Origin of the sequence: Amycolatopsis sp. SB7-3, from assembly GCF_041021335.1 — a bacterium.
Classification (GTDB): Bacteria; Actinomycetota; Actinomycetes; order Mycobacteriales; family Pseudonocardiaceae; genus Amycolatopsis; species Amycolatopsis japonica.
Genome location: NZ_JBFPJQ010000002.1, coordinates 339,616 through 353,586 on the forward strand (window position 1 = coordinate 339,616; position 13,971 = coordinate 353,586).

At 68.5% G+C, this 13,971-nt stretch carries 15 protein-coding genes; 8 read left to right on the forward strand and 7 right to left on the reverse strand.

The annotated features are described in order from the left end of the window. The first annotated feature begins 4 nt into the window (after positions 1 to 4). Both lnt and AB8M46_RS19775 read left to right on the forward strand, forming a co-directional pair. Entirely contained in the window at positions 5 to 1,597 is a 1,593-nt protein-coding gene (gene lnt / locus AB8M46_RS19770) for an apolipoprotein N-acyltransferase (protein ID WP_394361096.1), read from the forward strand. A gap of 26 nt (positions 1,598 to 1,623) precedes the next feature. Beyond that, complete coding sequence (locus tag AB8M46_RS19775) at positions 1,624 to 2,391, forward strand: polyprenol monophosphomannose synthase (RefSeq protein ID WP_394361097.1); 768 nt, start codon at positions 1,624 to 1,626, stop codon at positions 2,389 to 2,391. On the opposite strand, the gene AB8M46_RS19780 is transcribed toward AB8M46_RS19775, so the two are convergent. Next, complete coding sequence (locus tag AB8M46_RS19780; protein ID WP_394361730.1) at positions 2,378 to 3,142, reverse strand: DeoR/GlpR family DNA-binding transcription regulator; 765 nt, start codon at positions 3,140 to 3,142, stop codon at positions 2,378 to 2,380. The genes AB8M46_RS19775 and AB8M46_RS19780 overlap by 14 nt on opposite strands. 51 nt (positions 3,143 to 3,193) lie before the next feature. On the opposite strand from AB8M46_RS19780, the gene AB8M46_RS19785 reads away from it, so the two are divergent. From AB8M46_RS19785 to AB8M46_RS19795, 3 genes are all read left to right on the forward strand, one after another. Beyond that, positions 3,194 to 3,568 (forward strand): DUF4406 domain-containing protein, encoded by a 375-nt coding sequence (locus AB8M46_RS19785; RefSeq protein ID WP_394361098.1) that lies wholly within the window; start codon positions 3,194 to 3,196, stop codon positions 3,566 to 3,568. Positions 3,569 to 3,701: 133 nt separating this feature from the next. Continuing rightward, positions 3,702 to 4,736, forward strand: coding sequence for an RNA polymerase subunit sigma-70 (locus tag AB8M46_RS19790; protein WP_394361099.1), 1,035 nt, complete (start codon positions 3,702 to 3,704; stop codon positions 4,734 to 4,736). Positions 4,737 to 4,803: 67 nt separating this feature from the next. Next, entirely contained in the window at positions 4,804 to 5,589 is a 786-nt protein-coding gene (locus AB8M46_RS19795; RefSeq protein WP_394361100.1) for an SDR family NAD(P)-dependent oxidoreductase, read from the forward strand. On the opposite strand, the gene AB8M46_RS19800 is transcribed toward AB8M46_RS19795, so the two are convergent. Next, a complete protein-coding gene (locus AB8M46_RS19800; protein ID WP_394361101.1) occupies positions 5,482 to 6,483 on the reverse strand; it encodes a LysR family transcriptional regulator in 1,002 nt (333 codons plus the stop codon). The genes AB8M46_RS19795 and AB8M46_RS19800 overlap by 108 nt on opposite strands. A gap of 73 nt (positions 6,484 to 6,556) precedes the next feature. On the opposite strand from AB8M46_RS19800, the gene dapA reads away from it, so the two are divergent. Continuing rightward, a complete protein-coding gene (gene dapA / locus AB8M46_RS19805; protein ID WP_394361102.1) occupies positions 6,557 to 7,456 on the forward strand; it encodes a 4-hydroxy-tetrahydrodipicolinate synthase in 900 nt (299 codons plus the stop codon). Positions 7,457 to 7,608: 152 nt separating this feature from the next. Here the strand turns inward: dapA and AB8M46_RS19810 are convergent, their stop codons facing one another. The 3 genes from AB8M46_RS19810 to AB8M46_RS19820 form a co-directional block, all read right to left on the reverse strand. Next, a complete protein-coding gene (locus tag AB8M46_RS19810) occupies positions 7,609 to 7,956 on the reverse strand; it encodes an RNA polymerase-binding protein RbpA (RefSeq protein WP_005151365.1) in 348 nt (115 codons plus the stop codon). Between the two features lie 226 nt (positions 7,957 to 8,182). After that, a complete protein-coding gene (locus tag AB8M46_RS19815; protein ID WP_038513508.1) occupies positions 8,183 to 8,941 on the reverse strand; it encodes a thymidine kinase in 759 nt (252 codons plus the stop codon). 30 nt (positions 8,942 to 8,971) lie between these two features. Then, complete coding sequence (locus AB8M46_RS19820) at positions 8,972 to 10,372, reverse strand: MFS transporter (protein ID WP_394361103.1); 1,401 nt, start codon at positions 10,370 to 10,372, stop codon at positions 8,972 to 8,974. Positions 10,373 to 10,642: 270 nt separating this feature from the next. Here AB8M46_RS19820 and AB8M46_RS19825 point away from each other — a divergent pair, with 270 nt between their 5' ends. Further along, positions 10,643 to 11,317, forward strand: a complete 675-nt coding sequence (locus AB8M46_RS19825) for a transglycosylase family protein (RefSeq protein WP_199754979.1) — start codon at positions 10,643 to 10,645, stop codon at positions 11,315 to 11,317. Between the two features lie 58 nt (positions 11,318 to 11,375). Here the strand turns inward: AB8M46_RS19825 and AB8M46_RS19830 are convergent, their stop codons facing one another. After that, positions 11,376 to 12,155 (reverse strand): glycerophosphodiester phosphodiesterase, encoded by a 780-nt coding sequence (locus AB8M46_RS19830; protein ID WP_125733977.1) that lies wholly within the window; start codon positions 12,153 to 12,155, stop codon positions 11,376 to 11,378. A 66-nt stretch (positions 12,156 to 12,221) separates the two neighbouring features. Here AB8M46_RS19830 and AB8M46_RS19835 point away from each other — a divergent pair, with 66 nt between their 5' ends. Beyond that, complete coding sequence (locus AB8M46_RS19835; RefSeq protein WP_037337960.1) at positions 12,222 to 12,605, forward strand: hypothetical protein; 384 nt, start codon at positions 12,222 to 12,224, stop codon at positions 12,603 to 12,605. A gap of 1 nt (position 12,606) precedes the next feature. Here the strand turns inward: AB8M46_RS19835 and AB8M46_RS19840 are convergent, their stop codons facing one another. Beyond that, a complete protein-coding gene (locus AB8M46_RS19840; RefSeq protein ID WP_038513499.1) occupies positions 12,607 to 13,587 on the reverse strand; it encodes a tyrosine-type recombinase/integrase in 981 nt (326 codons plus the stop codon). Positions 13,588 to 13,971: the final 384 nt, after the last annotated feature.

The following is a 13,971-nucleotide window of genomic DNA, read 5'->3' on the forward strand; positions in this document are numbered from 1 at the left end:
AGGGGTGTCCTCGACCGTGACCGATCCGGACCCCGAAGCGGCGCCCCGGAAGCGGTTCTCCCGCGCCTGGCTCCTGCGTTTCCTCGTCGCCGCGGCGTCGGGTTTCACGCTGTACCTCAGTTTCGCGCCGCGTCCGCTGTGGTGGCTCGCGCCGCTGGCGTTCACCGGCTTCGCGCTCGTAGTGCACGGACGCAGGTTCCGGGGCGCGTTCGGGTACGCCTTCGTGTTCGGGATGGGGTTCTTCCTGCCGCTGCTGACGTGGCTGCTGGACTTCCTCGGCCCGGATTTCGGGCCGTGGCCGTGGATCGCGCTGTCGATGGCGCTGTCGGTGTACCTCGGTTTCGGCGGGGCGTTCGCCACCGTGGTGTGGCGGCTTCCGCTCGGACCGCTGTGGGCCGCGTTGGTGATCATCGCGCTGGAAACCCCGCGGGCCTGGTTCCCGTTCGGCGGCTTCCCGTGGGGCCGGGTGGCGTTCAGCCAGCCCGAGGGCGCCTTCGTGTCACTCGCCTCGATCGGCGGCGCACCGCTGGTCGGTCTCGCCGTCGTGGCGACCGGTTTCGGGCTCGCGGCGCTTTGCCTGCGGCTGAGGGGCGCCGATCCGCGGCGTTCCCTCGTGGCCGCGGCGGCGGTGACGCTGGTGCCGGTGGTGGCGGGTCTCGCGGTGTGGCCGACGATCGGCACCGAAGCCCAGGACGGCGAACTCACCGTCGCCACGGTGCAGGGCAACGCGCCGGACATCGGCCTGGCGCTGGAAGGCCGTCGCGACGAACTGCGGAGCAACCACCTCGCCGAGAGCGCCCGCCTGCTCGAGAAGCTGAAGGCGAGCAACACCAAGGTCGATCTGCTGGTGTGGCCCGAGACCGCGATGGCCATGCGCACCGGCGACGCCGGTGTCGACCGGATGGTCCGCGACTACGGCACGCAGGCGATCATCGGCGCGCTGGTGCGGCTGCCCGACGGCACCGCCCAGAACTCCGCGCTGGTCTGGGATCCGGCGACCGGCCCCGGTCAGCGCTACGCCAAGCAGCAGCTGGTCCCGTTCGGCGAATACGTCCCGGCCCGCGAGGTCGCGAAGCTGGTGACACCGTTCGTCGACAGCGTGGCGAACATGACACCGGGTGACGGCGCCAACGCCGCGCTGTCGGTCGCGGGCACCAAGGTCGGCGTCTTCATCTGCTACGAGACCGCGTTCGACTACCCGGCCCGCGAATCGGTCGCCGACGGCGCGGAACTGCTCGTCGTGCCGACCAACAACGCCTGGTACGGGCCAGGGGAGATGAGCTACCAGCAGCTGGCGATGTCGCGGCTGCGGGCGGTCGAGCACGGGCGCGCGGTGATCGTTTCGGCCACCAGCGGGGTCAGCGCGATCGTCGCGCCCGACGGTTCGATCAGGGCCTCCACCAGCCTGTTCACCGCAGACTCCCTGGTGGGGCGCGTACCGCTGAGGCAGCAGACTACGCTGTCGGATCTACTCGGTGTGACGACGGAGTACGGGCTGCTGGCCCTGGCGATCGCCGGGGTTACCGGCGGGTACGTACTCCGTTTCCGCACCCGGCGCGCGAGCGCCGCCAAGGCAACGAGGGAAGCGGCGGGCTGACCCGCCGGAACACGGAGGAAAAGCGGATGGCGCAGGCGCCGCGGGGGGCCCAGGGAATCGACCCGGTGCTGGTGGTGGTCCCGACGTACAACGAACGGGACAACATCGGCCCGATCCTGGAACGTCTGCTCAAAGCACTCCCGGACGTGCACGCCCTCGTCGTCGACGACGGCAGCCCGGACGGCACCGGTGACGTCGCCGACGAACTCGCGAAGGCCGACGAGCGGATCCACGTCATGCACCGGACCGAGAAGGCCGGCCTCGGTGCCGCGTACGTCGCTGGATTCCGCTGGGGGCTTTCCCGCGACTACGCCACCATCGTCGAGATGGACGCCGACGGCTCGCACGCGCCGGAGGATCTGCCCCGGGTGCTGGCGGCCCTGGAAGACGCGGATCTGTCCATCGGCTCCCGCTACGTTCCCGGCGGCAGCACGGTGAACTGGCCGTTCCAGCGCAAGGCGCTGTCGTGGATGGCGAACTTCTACGCGCGGGTCGCGCTCGGCACGAAGATCAAGGACATCACCGCCGGTTTCCGCGCGTATCGCCGCACGGTGCTGGAGAAGCTCCCGCTCGACGAGATCGCCTCGCGCGGTTACTGCTTCCAGATCGACCTGGCGTTCCGCACTGCGCTCGCCGGGTTCGAGGTCGTCGAGGTGCCGATCACCTTCACCGAACGCGAGGTCGGTCAGTCGAAGATGAGCGGCTCGGTCGTGCGCGAGGCGATCGTCCTGGTCGGGCTGTGGGGGCTCAAGCGTCGCTGGCAGCAGCTTCGCGGGCTGGTCAAGAAGGGCTGACGCCCAGCACGCTCACCCCGAGTTTCCCCAGTTCCTTCACCGTCGGCTCGTCCGGCGCCGCGTCGGTGATCACGCCCGCGACGTCGGACAGGGGGAGCACGGTGAACGGCGAGGCCGCGCCGATCTTCTCGGAACTGGCCAGCACGTAGGTGTCGGCCGCCCGTTTGGCGAGCGTGCGTTTCATCGCGGCCTCGTCGGAGTCGCCGGTGGTGAGCCCGGTTTCGGGGTGCACCCCGGTGACGCCGAGGAAGAACAGGTCGGCGTTGATCCCCATCGCGGCCTCCGCCGCGGCCGCCCCGCAGGTGACTGCGGAGTGTTTGAAGAGCCGGCCGCCGATGAGGAACACCTCGACCTTCGGATGCGTGACGAGTGCGGCCGCGACCGTGGGACTGTGCGTGACGATCTTCGCTTCGAGGTCGACGGGGAGCGCCTTCGCCAGCGCGAGCGCGGTCGTCCCGCCGTCGAGGATCACCGTCGAGCCGAGCCGGATCAACGCTGCTGCACGTTTCGCGATCCGTTCCTTGCCCGCGACGCTGACCGCCATACGCGTCGCGTAGTCCGCGGTGGCGGGGGAGACCGGTAAGGCTCCGCCGTAGACGCGTTGACAGAGCCCGGCGTCGGCGAGTTCTCGCAGGTCACGGCGAATACTGTCCTCTGACACGCCGAGTTCGGCGGCGAGGTCCTTGGCCACGATCCGGCCTTCGGTTTTGAGTCGTTCCATCAGCAGGTCCCGGCGCTGCGCAGCCAACATGTGCACGTTCCTCCTTGTTCCTGCCGATTGTTGCACATTATGCTCCGTCGCATGAGCAAACCTCTGATGATCCTCATCGCCGGACCGTTCCGTTCCGGCACCGGCGACGACCCCGAACCGCTCGCCCGCAACCTCGCCCGGCTCGAAGAGGCCGCCTGGCCGATCTTCCGCAGCGGGCACGTGCCGATGATCGGCGAGTGGGTCGCGCTGCCGGTGCTGCGCGGAGCGGGCGGGAAGACCGTCGCCGATCCGGTCGCCAAGGAGGTCATGTACCCGACGGCCGACCGGCTGCTGCACCACTGCGACGCCGTCCTGCGGCTGCCCGGCGAATCCACCGGCGCGGACCAGGACGTCGCCATCGCCCTGTCCCGCGGGCTCGACGTCTACCACCGAGTCGAGGACATCCCGGGGTATCGAGCCGCATAATGCGTCACTCGATCGAAGGTGACGTTTTCGGGGGAAGGTGAGCCGTGACCGGGAAGGCCTGCGGGATGTGCGGAGGCCCGCTGCCGTCGAAGGCGGATTCGCGCGGGCGTGCGGCCGTCTACTGTTCCGCCGCGTGCCGCCAGCGGGCCTACCGGTCACGGCGCGACCCCGCCCCCGACGTGCAGGCCCTGATCGCCGAGGTCGGCCGCGTCGCGAACCGGCTCGCGCCTCAGCCGCCGGAGGAATTCCTCGCCGATCTCACCTCCCTCACCTCCGATGTAGGCAGGCTGCGGCGCATCGCCCAGCTGGCGCTGCGGACCAAGGACGAAAACGTCACACCGGCGCCCGTGGTCGTGAAGGGTTCGAAGGCCGGTCGAGCTTCCGCGCCTGGCTCTACCGCATCGCCACCAACACCTGCCTCGACTTCCTGCGGCGCAACAAACGGGTCCCTCGTCCCTACGACCCGTTGCCCGACGTCGAACAGGGCGAACCTCCGCAGTTCCTGCCCTGGTTGCAGCCGTTCCCGGACGACTCCGCGGAGATCGCCGAGACCAGGGAAACGATGGAGCTCGTCTTCCTGGCCGCGATCCAGCACCTCCCGCCGAAACAGCGGGCCGTGGTGATCCTCAACGACGTCCTCGGCTGGAAGGCCGCCGAAACCGCGGACCTGCTGGAAACCAGCGTCGCTTCGGTCACCAGCGCCCTTCAGCGCGCACGCCCCACGCTGCGCGAACGCCTGCCGGAACGTCGCACCGACTGGGCAAGGACCGTGCGGCCGACCGAGGAGGAGCAGGCGATCCTGCGGCGCTACATGGCCGCCGCCACCGCCGACGGCGACAGCCGGGTCATGGCCGAGCTGCTCAGGGAGGACGTGCTGGTCACGATGCCGCCGAACCCGCTGTGGTTCTCCGGCCGCGACGTCTTCCTCGGGTTCGTCGCCAAGTCCCTCGATCCGGCTTCGCCGACGTACTTCGGGGAGTGGAAACACCTTCCGACCGTCGCCAACGGGCTCCCTGCCGCAGCGGGCTACGTCCGGCGGCCGGGCACCCGGATCTACCGGGCACAGGTGCTCGACGTGCTGCGCATCGAAGACGGGCAGGTCGCCGAGATCACCGCCTTCGAGCCGCACCTGTTCCCCGCGTTCGGGCTGCCCTTGACGCTGACCTGAGCACCGATGAGATCTCCGTGCCTTCCGCGTCTCAACCGTCGCAACCGACAAACGCGGAAGGAAACCCATGAGCCTCCAGAACAAGAACGCGATCATCTACGGCGCCGGCGGGGCGATCGGCAACGGCGTCGCCAAGGAGTTCGCCGCGCGCGGGGCCCGCGTCTTCCTCACCGGCCGCCACGAACCGGCACTGACGAAGCTCGCCGACGAGATCAAGGAGACCGGGGGACGGGCCGAAGTCGCCGTCGTCGACGGCCTCGACGAAACCGCGGTCGACGCGCACGCGGCTTCCGTCGTGGCCGAGGCGGGCAGCCTCGACGTCTCGCTCAACCTCGTCCCGCGTGGCGACATCCAGGGCATCCCGCTCGTGGAGATGTCGGTCGAGGACTACGTCCGTCCGATCACCGACGGCATCACGACGAACTTCATCACCGCGCGGGCCGCCGCCCGGCACATGGTCACCCAGGGCTCCGGCGTCATCCTCGCCCTCGACAGCGGATCCGCCCACGGCAGCCCGATGATGGGCGCCACCGGTTCGATCGACGCCGCGCTGGACACCTTCATCCGCAATCTCGCCGTCGAGATCGGACCGCACGGCGTCCGCGCGCTCGGCATCTGGGTCGCGGGCATCCCGGAGACCCTCACGCCCGAGAAGCTCGCCGCGGTGAACAACCAGCTGCCGGCGACCCCCGAAATGGTACGGAACGTCCTCGGCGGACTCGCCGAGGCCCGGCTGACCAAACGCTCACCGCGCCTCGCCGAAATCGCCTCCACCCTGGCGTTCCTCGCCTCCGACGACGCCATGGGGATCACCGGCACGTTCGTCAACGTGACCAGCATGTACCCCAGCTGACCGAGCCGACCCGAGCTCCGTCAGCACCGCCCGGATCGCGGGACTCGACTCGGCGCTGCGGCGCCACGCGGCGTGCACCTCACGCGTCGGCGGGCGCCGCAGCGGCCGGGCGACGAGTCCTTCGGCCAAGGGCGGGCGCGCCAGCCGCGGGATCAACGCGACGACCTCGCCCGAGGCGACCAGCGACAGCTGCGTGGAGAAGTCGTCCACCAGATGCCGCACATCGGGTTCTTCCGGAAGGCCGGCGAACACGCGCCGGAACCACTGGTGGCAGACCGTGCCGGGCGGACTGGTCACCCACGCGTGCCCGGCCAGATCCGCGCCGTCCAACGGCGGCTCGGACCGCGCCAGGGGATGGGTCTCGGCCATGACGACGTCACCGAGGTCGGTGTGCACCAGGCGCCGCGACAGCGCGGGGGAGAGTGGGACCGGCAGGCCGTCGGCGTCATGCAGGAGCGCGAGGTCGGCCGTCCCGGCCTCGACCGAATGCAGCGCCTGGTCGGGGTCCTGCTCGGTGATGTGCAGGCGGAGGTCGGGATAGCGCGTCAGGAGCCGCGGATGGACGGGGGCGAGCAGGCCGCGGATACCGGTCGAGAACGCGGCCACCCGCAGGACACCGCGCGGCGCGCCCTCCGCGACCGACTGAGCGGCCTCGGCGCACCGTTCGAGCGCCTGGAACACCTCCAGCGAGGAATCGACGACGGCCTGGCCCGCTGGCGTCAGTACGACGCCGCGACCGGCCGGGGCGAGCACCGGCATCCCGATCTGGTGTTCCAGCCGCTTGATCTGCTGCGACACCGCGGACGCCGTGAAGCCCAGCTCGTCCGCCGCCCGCGCCAACGTCCCCAACGCGGCCACCGACCGCAACGCCCGCAGAGCCCCGACCTCGATCATGAAACCAGGCTACGCAATACCGTCCAAAAACCATCGCTGGACCGCAGGTATCGGCGCCGACAGGATCGACCGCATGACCGGAACAGCCTTCGGCACCAACCTCGTCGCCATGGTCACCCCGATGGAACCCGGCGGTGCGCTCAGCGAACCCGGCCTCACCGGCCTGGTCGACCACCTGCTCGCCACCGGCTGCGACGGCATCGTCGTCGGCGGAACCACCGGGGAGTCACCCACCCTGACCGACGCCGAAGCAGCACGGCTCGTCCACACCGTGGCGAACCGCGCCGGGAACCGGGCACGCGTGATCGCCGGAGTCGGCACCTACGACACCACCGCCTGCATCCGGCGCGCGAAGGAAGCCGAGGCGGCCGGCGCCGACGCGCTCCTGCTCGTCTGCCCCTACTACTCCAAGCCGACCCAGGCCGGGATCGTCGTCCACTGCCAAGCGGTCGCCGACGCCACCGACCTGCCCGTCATGCTCTACGACGTCCCGGCCCGCACGGGCACGGCCCTCGAAGCGGTCACCCTGATCGAACTCGCCCGTCACCCCAGGATCCGGGCTGTGAAGGACGCCAAAGGCGATTTGTTCGAAGCGATGACCGTCATGGCGAACACTCCGCTGGCGTATTACTGCGGCATCGACGAGCTCAACCTGCCCTATCTCGCCGCCGGAGCCACCGGCCTGGTCAGCGTCGTGGGCAACGCCTTCGCCGACCGCAACGCTGAGCTCATCCGAGCCGTACGCGGGGGAGACCTCGGCACCGCGCGCTCGCTCAACGCCGGGTTGCTTCCCCTGGCGGAGGCCCTCATGCGCACCTCGCAGGGAGCGATCATGGCGAAGGCCGCGCTGGCCGAACTCGGCGTCATCCCGCACGCGACGGTCCGGCTCCCGCTGCTGGAATCGCCGCCGGGGCACCTGCAGCGCCTTCGCGAGGCGTTGGTGCCTCTCGGCGCCGGGTTGCTCCCCGCCTGATCGGCCGCGGGATGTCAGGAAAGGGTCGTTCCTGACGTTTTTTGTCCTGAACGGCCCTTTCCTGACATCCCCCAGACACGGCGAAGCCCCCGCGGAGGGAGGTCGCGGGGGCTTCGCCGGTTCGTGGTGGGGCTAGCTACTTGTGCCGTGCGTCAGGCGGACCGGGTGGTCCTGCGTCCCTTCAGCTCGGCGAGACGTTCGTTGAGCAGATCTTCGAGCTCCGGGATCGAACGGCGCTCCAGGAGCATGTCCCAGTGCGTCCTCGGGGGCTTGACCTTCTTCTGCTCCGGCTGCCCGCCGTCCACGATCTCGGACTCGCTGCCGTGCAGCCTGCACTCCCACACCGAAGGGATCTCGGCGTCGTCGGAGAAGGGCACCTCGAACTCGTGGTTCTTGGGGCAGGCGTAGCGCACGGTGCGCCGAGGCGCGAGGTCGTGGTTGCGGTCGGTCTCGTAGCTGACCGCTCCCAGCCGGCTTCCACGGAGAACACGGTCGGCCATGATGGGGGTCCTTTCAGTCAGCTCCGGGTGGAGCCAGGGTGATGCTCACCCTATGCAACGACGATGAGGCCCAGGAGATTCCCTGAGCAGCATGTCCTTGCTCACGATGAGCTGTGTCACCCGGTGGCAACAGCTTCTCCTAGTAGGAGTGGTTTCGCGCTCTGGCGTGACGTCAATACGGCCATCTTGGTGCGGATATCCCCCAGATGGGCTAGTAGTACGCCTGTCACGTCAACCGTAACTGACCGTGTTGGGCCGAGGTCGGCCCCAGGTCGCCCAGTCGAAAGTGCCGACGGCACAATACCTGATAACGGACCGTGTTCGGCTCGCCCTCGGAACGTGATGCCGATGAAGTTTCAACTAGCGCCTGCTCGGTATCCGCGACCACCACGGTGTCCCCGGCCCGCAGCACCTCGCCATCGGAAACCCGCGCGTTGAACCGCCCCGTCTGCCCGCACCAGCACAACACCTCGACCTGGACCGGCTGCAACTCGTCCGCCAGCTCGAACAACCGCGCGGCACCCGGGAACAACATGCTCCGGAAATCCGTCGCGATCCCGAAGCAGTACACGTCGATCTGGACGTCATCGGCCAGTTCAGCCAGCTGATCCACCTGATCAGGCGACAAGAACTGGGCCTCGTCGACGATCAGGTAGTCCACATGCCGCCCGGCCGCCCACTGCTCACGCACCAGCAACCGCAGGTCGGTCTCGTTCCCCACCTCGATCGCCTTGCGCGTCAGCCCGATCCGGCTGGTGATCTGCGGCTCCCCGGACCGGTCATGCCGCACCAGCACCATCCCGCGACGACCCTGCCGCGCATGGTTGTGGTCGATCTGCAATGCCAGCGTCGACTTCCCGCAGTCCATCGGCCCGTAGCAGAACTTCAACTTCCCGACGACCGGCACACCCCGCCGTGAACCCGCCACCGGCACCGACGACAACGCGTCCGTGGGATCCGGGCCACTCTCCTTCAGTACGGTCACGACGCTCGACCCTATCGGCACCCTCCGCCGTCACAGCACCGCCGGTGGTCGGTTACCCGCCGCCTCGATCGCCCGGCGCACCGGGACCAGCCACACGAACACGAAACCGAGCACGAAGAAGATCACCAGCGCGATGATCGCGTACCGGAACGAACCGGTGATCTGCCCGACCACGGCGAACAACAGGGGACCGAGCCACGACGTCCCCCGCTCACCGACCACGTACAGCGAGAAGTACTGCGCGTCCTTGCCCTCCGGGATCATCTGCCCGAACAACGACCGCGACAACGCGTTCGTCCCACCCAGCACCAACCCGATCCCGACCGCCACCGCGTAGAACTGCAGCGGCTGACCGGCCTCGATGAAGAACGCGAAGCACAGCACGACCACCCAGGCCACCAGACTGCCCAAGATCGTCTTCTTCGCCCCGATCCGGGCCGCGATCGCGCCATGGATCATCGCGCCGGCGTAGGCCAGGAACTGGATCACCAGGATCGTGACGATCAGCACCTGGGTGCTGTACTTCAGCTCGTCCTTCCCGTACTGCGCCGACACCGCCACCACCGTCGTGATCCCGTCGGTGAAGACCAGGTAGCTGCCGAGGAACGCCAGCGTCAGGGGAAACGCCTTCGCGTCCTTGATCGTCCGCCCCAGCTCCTTGAACCCGGCCGTCAGCACCGACAGACCCCGGTCACCCGACTTCGGCACATGAGTCTGGGGGAGCGCCCGCACCGCCGGGATCGTGAACACCGCCCACCAGATCCCCGACGTCAGGAAGCAGATCTGGATCGCCAGCCCTTCACTCACCCCGAAGAACTCGTGCCCCATGAAGAACCCGAGCTGCAACGCCAGCGCCAAGCCGCCGCCGAGATACCCGAACGCCCAACCCTTCGACGACACCGCGTCGCGCTCGTCCGGCTCAGCGATGTCCACCAGGAACGAGTAGTAGACGACCAGCGCACCGCCGTAACCGATGTTCGCCAGGATGAACGTCCAGACCCCGACCTCCCAGTTCGTCCCCGCGATGAAGAACATCAGCGCCGAGGCCACCGCGCCCAGGAACGCGAACCCACCGAGGATCCGCCGCTTGTGCCTGCTGCGGTCCGCGATCGCCCCGGCGATCGGCAGCACCAGCACCTGAGTCACCGTCGCGATCGACAACAGATACCCCCACAGCGAACCCGCCGGGAACTGCAGCCCGAACAACGAGACGTCGCAGTTCTGCAGGGTGCTCGAAGCTCCACTCGAATCGGTGCACGCCCTGTCCCCGTTAAGGGTGAAATTCGCCTTCGCGTCCGCGGACGCGATCTCGCTCAAATAGAGCGCTCCGAAGACGGTGATCACCGACGAATAGAACGGCGAATTGGCCCAGTCGTAGAGGTACCAAGCCCGCCACACCCGCTTGCGTTCACGGGTCACGGCCACCGTCATGCACAGCTCCTGAAGTCGAGAACGTCGAGGTCAGCGGGAGACTACTGGTGAGCACACCCACCTGTCCGGCACGAGTCCGGACCGTGTTCGTTTCGACGCGAGACGAACCCTCGCCGGACACCTTCCCGACCATCGTCGGCGTGTCGCTGCCACGATCCCCGTGTGTTTCGTGTGAGGCTGGTGAGCGAGCTGTGACTCTTGTGAAGCAAGTGTCCGGTATTTACTGTTCCGCTCATGAGGACCCATCGCCTTCGCACAGCACACCGCGTAGTGGCGAGAACGCTCCTGCTCGCCCTCGCCGTCACGGGCCTGCAGATCGCCACCACCGGATCCGCCGCCGCGGATCCCCACGGCACCTACTGGTCCAAGCTCCGCATGTGTGAATCGAGCGGGCGCTACAACATCAACACCGGCAACGGCTACTACGGCGCCTACCAGTTCGACCTGCCCACCTGGCGCAGCGTCGGCGGCCAAGGGCGACCCGACCAGGCCACCCCTCGCGAACAGGACTACCGGGCCCTCTACCTGTACCGCATGCGCGGCTGGCAACCCTGGGAATGCGCCGGCAAACTCGGCTTCCGCAACGACAGCGACGGCCGCAGCAAACGTGTCCCGTCCTACGCCGAGTCGGCCTACATCGGCGGGGGAGGACAGCCCGCCCCGCCGCCCGCACCCAAACCGAAGCCCACCCCGCCCGCACCGCCCGGCGGCCCCAAACCCGCCTGGCCCGGCGTCGTCTACGCCTACGGCGACTGCGCCGTCGCGCTCAAGCAGTTCCAGCTGCGGATGAACGCCTTCGGCTACGGCTTCACCGGAACCGGCTGCTACTACGACAAAACCCGCGAAGCCGTCCTCGCCCTCCAGCGCGCCAACGGCATCAACGACTCAGGACGGCTCGGCCCCAAGACCTGGGACGCCGCCTGGAACGGCAAACCACCCCGCTGACCCCTCGCGTTTAGTCCTCTAAATGCGTGTGAGCGCATTCAGAGGACTAAACGCGGGATCAGGAAGGCCAGGAACCCCGCTCGCGAAGCACCTCACGCAGCAGATCCGGCCGATCCGTCACGATCCCGTGCACCCCCAGATCCAGCAGCAACCGCATCTCCGCCGGATCGTCCACAGTCCACGTGTGCACCTCGAAACCCCCACGCGTCGCCTGCCGCAGGAACGCCCGGTCCACCACCTTCAACCGCCCCTGCCGCACCGGCACCTGCGCCATCGCACCCCGCGACAACGCCCGCAACGAAAACAGCGGCAAGAACCCGTTCGCCCACATCACCGCCACCGAACGCGGACCCATCGCCGTCACCAGCTTCGGCCCCGCCAACTTCCGGATCCGGGCCAGCCGCGCGTCGGAGAACGACGCCGCCGCGACCCGGTCATGCGCACCGGTCCGCTCGATCGCCCGGACGAACGGCTCCACCGCCTCGTTCGACTTCACATCGATGTTGAACCGCGCCTCCGGCAACTCCTCGAGCACGTCCTCCAGCCGCGACAGGGGCACACGGCCCCCGATCTTGACCGTCCGCAGCTGCGCCCAGGTCTGCCGCGAGATCAACCCCGCGCCATCGGTCGTCCGATCCAACGACGCGTCGTGATGCACGACCACCACGCCATCCGACGTCGCGTGCACATCCGTCTCGAGATAGCGGTAACCCTCAGTCACCGCCTGCTGGAAGGCCGGCAACGAGTTCTCCAGTCCTTCCAGGTCACCGAGGTGCCAGCCCCGATGGGCGAAGGCACGCGGAAGCGGATCGGCGAGGTACGGAAACAGTGTCGGCACCCCACTAGTGTGCACTTCGGTCGTGGCCCCGGCATGATCGTCGGGTGGCCAGCTAGGGTCTGAACCGTGAGGGAAGTGGCCGAACACCCGAAGACGTCCGCCGAAGAGGTGTCCGAGCTACGCCGCGCGGGGGCACCCAAGCACTGCGGATGGTGCGGACGGCGCCTCGAACAGGGCGGCAACGTCGGCAGACGCCGCCGTTACTGCGGGCAATCATGCCGCCAGCGGGCTTACGAACGCCGGACCGCCCTCCAGCGCAGCGGCCTCCCCGAAGACGCCGTCGTCCTCTCCGACACCGAGATCGCCACCCTCCAGGACCGGCTCTTCCAGCTCCGCTGCGCCGCGGAAGACGTCGTCACCGCGGCCGACGACGGCGCCTCCGTCGCCGAACTCCGGAACCTGGCGGGCGAAATCGCCCAGGCAGCCAAGGACCTCGAACAACTCCGCTGACCTACACGATCCCGTCCAGCGCCCGGTACGTCCGGTTGCTCGCGGCCGCCGCCCGCTGCTCACGACCGGTCGCCTCGATGTAGTTCTGGCTGGTCGCCAGGCTCGCGTGCCCCAGCAGCGCCATGATCTCCGACGCCGTCGCGCCGTCCTCCGCCAGCCGGGTCGCGAAGGTGTGCCGCAACGCGTGGAGATTCGCCCCGACCGGCACCCGGTCGTGCAGGCCCGCCCACCGATAGCAGGATTTGACCAGGTACTCCAGCGCCCCGCGGCCGATCGGCTCGCCGGCCCGATCCCGGAGGAGGGGAGTGGACGGCCCGAACCGTTGCTGCGGGAACCGGCGGCGGCAGGAGGCGAGGTACTCCTCGATGATCTTCTCCATGATCGGCTGCACCGGGATCGACCGGTCCCGGCTTCCCTTGCCGTGGACGTGCAACCGCATCTCGCCCTGACGGCCGACCAGCGACCGCGCCGTCAGCGCCCGCATCTCCGCGGCACGCAGCCCGGCGACCAGCCCGAGCGCGATCACCAGGACGTCCCGTTCCGGCCACGGATCCCGGGCCCGGCGCGCGCCGTCGGCGGCGGCCGCGAGCAACTGCTCCGGGGTTTCCTCACCTCGCAAGGGTTTCGGCGTCAACGGCGGCGCCTTCGGCCGGGCGACGGCGCCCATCGGATTGCCCGCGAGCAGCCCGTCGGACACACAGAAGGTGAGGAACTGGTTCCAGGTCGACCACGCACGCAGCACCGAACTCTTCGCGTGTGTGTCCGCGAAGGCACCGAAGGCGTTGCGGAGCGCCTGGGCGGTGAGCATCTCGACCGTGAGGTCGTCAGGGGAGCGGTCCAGCTCGCGGAGGAGAAGAGCGGTGATGCCGGCGAGGTCGCGGCGGTAGGCGTCGGTGGTGTGAGGAGAATCCTTACGGGGACGACGTGCGGCGAAAAAGGCTTGCTGTGCCTCGGAAACCCTCATGAACATCTTGTACCGCATGGCACCGACAGTCTTACACTGGGTTATATTCCGTTTCATGCATAATAGTGATTATGCATGAAACGGAGTGATGGGTCCGGAACTCCTCGCGGGGGATCTCGGCCCTTCTGTCGCTCTCCGATGTGTCATGAAAGGGCCGTTCCTGACGTTTTTCGTCCTGAACGGCCCTTTCATGACACATCGGGCCATCGGGGCGCTCTGGAGCCTGCAGGTGTCACCGGCTAGGTCGACTCGGTGAGGTCTTGCCTGCGACTGAGCGTCTCCGTTGATCATCATCGGCCGAGAGGTCCCGATCAATTCGTCACAGTGACGTATTGAGGCCGGGTGATTGGACATCGGTTCTCCGTCCTCTGGGGGTGCCCTGAGGCGTCCCGGGGGCCTCGG

Bases quoted from the DNA above. Each gene is read 5' to 3' on its own strand.
- AB8M46_RS19775 (WP_394361097.1), top strand. From the start codon at position 1,624: ATGGCGCAGGCGCCGCGGGGGGCCCAGGGAATCGACCCGGTGCTGGTG.
- AB8M46_RS19780 (WP_394361730.1), bottom strand. From the start codon at position 3,142: ATGTTGGCTGCGCAGCGCCGGGACCTGCTGATGGAACGACTCAAAACC.
- AB8M46_RS19785 (WP_394361098.1), top strand. From the start codon at position 3,194: ATGAGCAAACCTCTGATGATCCTCATCGCCGGACCGTTCCGTTCCGGC.
- AB8M46_RS19795 (WP_394361100.1), top strand. From the start codon at position 4,804: ATGAGCCTCCAGAACAAGAACGCGATCATCTACGGCGCCGGCGGGGCG.
- AB8M46_RS19800 (WP_394361101.1), bottom strand. From the start codon at position 6,483: ATGATCGAGGTCGGGGCTCTGCGGGCGTTGCGGTCGGTGGCCGCGTTG.
- dapA (WP_394361102.1), top strand. From the start codon at position 6,557: ATGACCGGAACAGCCTTCGGCACCAACCTCGTCGCCATGGTCACCCCG.
- AB8M46_RS19810 (WP_005151365.1), bottom strand. From the start codon at position 7,956: ATGGCCGACCGTGTTCTCCGTGGAAGCCGGCTGGGAGCGGTCAGCTAC.
- AB8M46_RS19820 (WP_394361103.1), bottom strand. From the start codon at position 10,372: ATGACGGTGGCCGTGACCCGTGAACGCAAGCGGGTGTGGCGGGCTTGG.
- AB8M46_RS19840 (WP_038513499.1), bottom strand. From the start codon at position 13,587: ATGCGGTACAAGATGTTCATGAGGGTTTCCGAGGCACAGCAAGCCTTT.